At 33.3% G+C, this 2,010-nt stretch carries 3 protein-coding genes; all 3 read left to right on the top strand.

Features of this window, described 5'->3' with window-relative positions:
- The first annotated feature begins 44 nt into the window (after positions 1–44).
- A complete protein-coding gene (locus tag BX659_RS18585) occupies positions 45–269 on the top strand; it encodes a hypothetical protein (RefSeq protein ID WP_097019712.1) in 225 nt (74 codons plus the stop codon).
- A gap of 187 nt (positions 270–456) precedes the next feature.
- Entirely contained in the window at positions 457–1,038 is a 582-nt protein-coding gene (locus tag BX659_RS18580) for a phBC6A51 family helix-turn-helix protein (protein WP_097019711.1), read from the top strand.
- The coding region (locus BX659_RS18575; protein WP_258176168.1) for a terminase large subunit domain-containing protein at positions 1,031–2,010 on the top strand (980 nt) is incomplete at its 3' end. The genes BX659_RS18580 and BX659_RS18575, both read left to right, overlap by 8 nt.

Here is a 2,010-nt window from a genome sequence, read left to right as displayed (position 1 = left end):
TCAATTTGATATGACAAAATTTTAATAGGAAGTGAATTTTAAATATGAGCTATTATTATTTTACAGAAGAAGGATTAGAATATAAGGTAAGTTCAGATAGTAGGATTATTTCTAGAAAGGATATAGGTAAGGGCTGTTTAACTATTAATTGTAACGGAGAGTGTAGAGGAGTATTTAAAGATTTTTATTGTGTAAACTCGTTAATGAAAGATGGAATTATAAAAGAAATAAAGGTTTTAAATGGCAATAATAAAGTCACAAATTTATAATTAAAAGTGATATAAATTTGGTAGATATAAGAATTAAATCATTGATATAATATAAAGTAGTAATTAGTCACTGGTAATTAGTGATTGGATAAAATCAAATAATAAAGATTATTAAAGTCAAGAGCATAGTGCTTTTGGCTTTTTTGCTGTTCACTAATTTTTATACTAAAGGAGGTGTTGTCAGTAAATGAATCAAGAAGAGACTAAAATAATCCAATGTAGTGGCAATAAGAGTGGTGGTTCTAGATGTACTAGGGAAAAGGAAATAGAGATAGATTTTGAAGAGGAGTGGTACTGCTGGCAGCATCAAAACAAGGCACAAAATGTCACAGATATCGAAAGTGAAGGGTTGAGCCAGAATCAGCTTAAGGCTATAGACTTACTTATCTCAGGTGAATATACCAAAACTGAAATAGCAAAAAAGTGTGACATTAGTAGAAGGCAATTATATAGATGGTTAGAGGATGAAATTTTTAAAAAGGTTTATTGTGAAAGGTTAGATGAGATAAAGGATAAGTTTAATCCTAAGTTGCTGAATATGATTAATAATATTATGAGAACTGCTCAACCTGAGGAGATAGATGATGAGTTGGATAAGATTGAGGCTTTGGAGAGATTATTCAAACTATATCAATTATTAAATGGTGAGGCTACTGATATTATTAAAGGAGATTTTAAGCATCAAGGAGATATTAATTACAATATAGATTTGTCTTATATAAGTGATGAAGAGCTAGAAGAAGAGTTGAAGCAGTATGAAGATGAGTAGAAGGGATAAAGAGAGATTATTAGTTCTTAAGCGGGAAAAGAGTATTAGAGATTCCAGAGATAGCTTATGGGAGTTTTGTCAGACTATCTCTCCAGATTTTTATCAGGAGCATAGGTGGCATTTGAAGCTATTGTGTGATACTTTACAGAGATTGTATGAAGGAACTTTAGTTAATGAAGAGGGAAAAGTTTACACTAAGTTGATGATGAATATGCCTCCTCGACATGGGAAATCTAGAACCTTAATTAATTTCTGTAAATGGGTATTGGGTAGGAAGAAGAACAATAGAATTATCACTTGTAGCTATAATGATGATGCTGCTACTGATTTCTCTCGATATACTAGAGATGGGATTATGGAGATTAAAACTTATCCCCATGAGATTGTTTATGAGGATATCTTTCCTGAAAGTAGGATTAAAAAAGGAAATGCTAGCTATCATCAGTGGGCTTTAGAAGGAGAATTCTTTAATTATAAGGGAGCAGGAATTGGAGGGAGTATTACGGGAAAGGGTTGTAATATTTCGATAGTAGATGACCCAGTCAAGGATGCTGAGACTGCTTTGAATGATAGAGCCTTAGATAAGATTTGGACCTGGTATAGTGGAACCTTTCTTTCTCGGAAGGAAGAGGGAGCTATTGAGATTGTAAATATGACTCGGTGGGCTAAGAAAGATATCTGTGGTCGGATATTGGCTGGTCCTGAAAGCAATGAGTGGTATCTACTAAAGTTAGAGGCTAAGAATGAGGATGGTGAGATGCTATGCCCCGATTTATTGTCGGAGAAGAGCTATGAAAGTTTACGAATTAATATGGTTCCAGAGATATTCAGAGCTAACTATCATCAGGAGCCAATTGACCAGAAGGGTAAGCTATATAAGTATTTTCAAAGCTATGATGAATTGCCTGAGAATTATGAAAGGATTATCTGTTATGTTGATACAGCTGATGAGGGTAATGATTATTTATGTGC

Origin of the sequence: Orenia metallireducens (genome assembly GCF_003001995.1) — a bacterium.
GTDB lineage: Bacteria > Bacillota > Halanaerobiia > Halobacteroidales > Halobacteroidaceae > Orenia > Orenia metallireducens_B.
The sequence above is the reverse complement of the archived record's forward strand: the minus strand, read 5'-3'. Positions and strand labels throughout refer to the sequence as shown.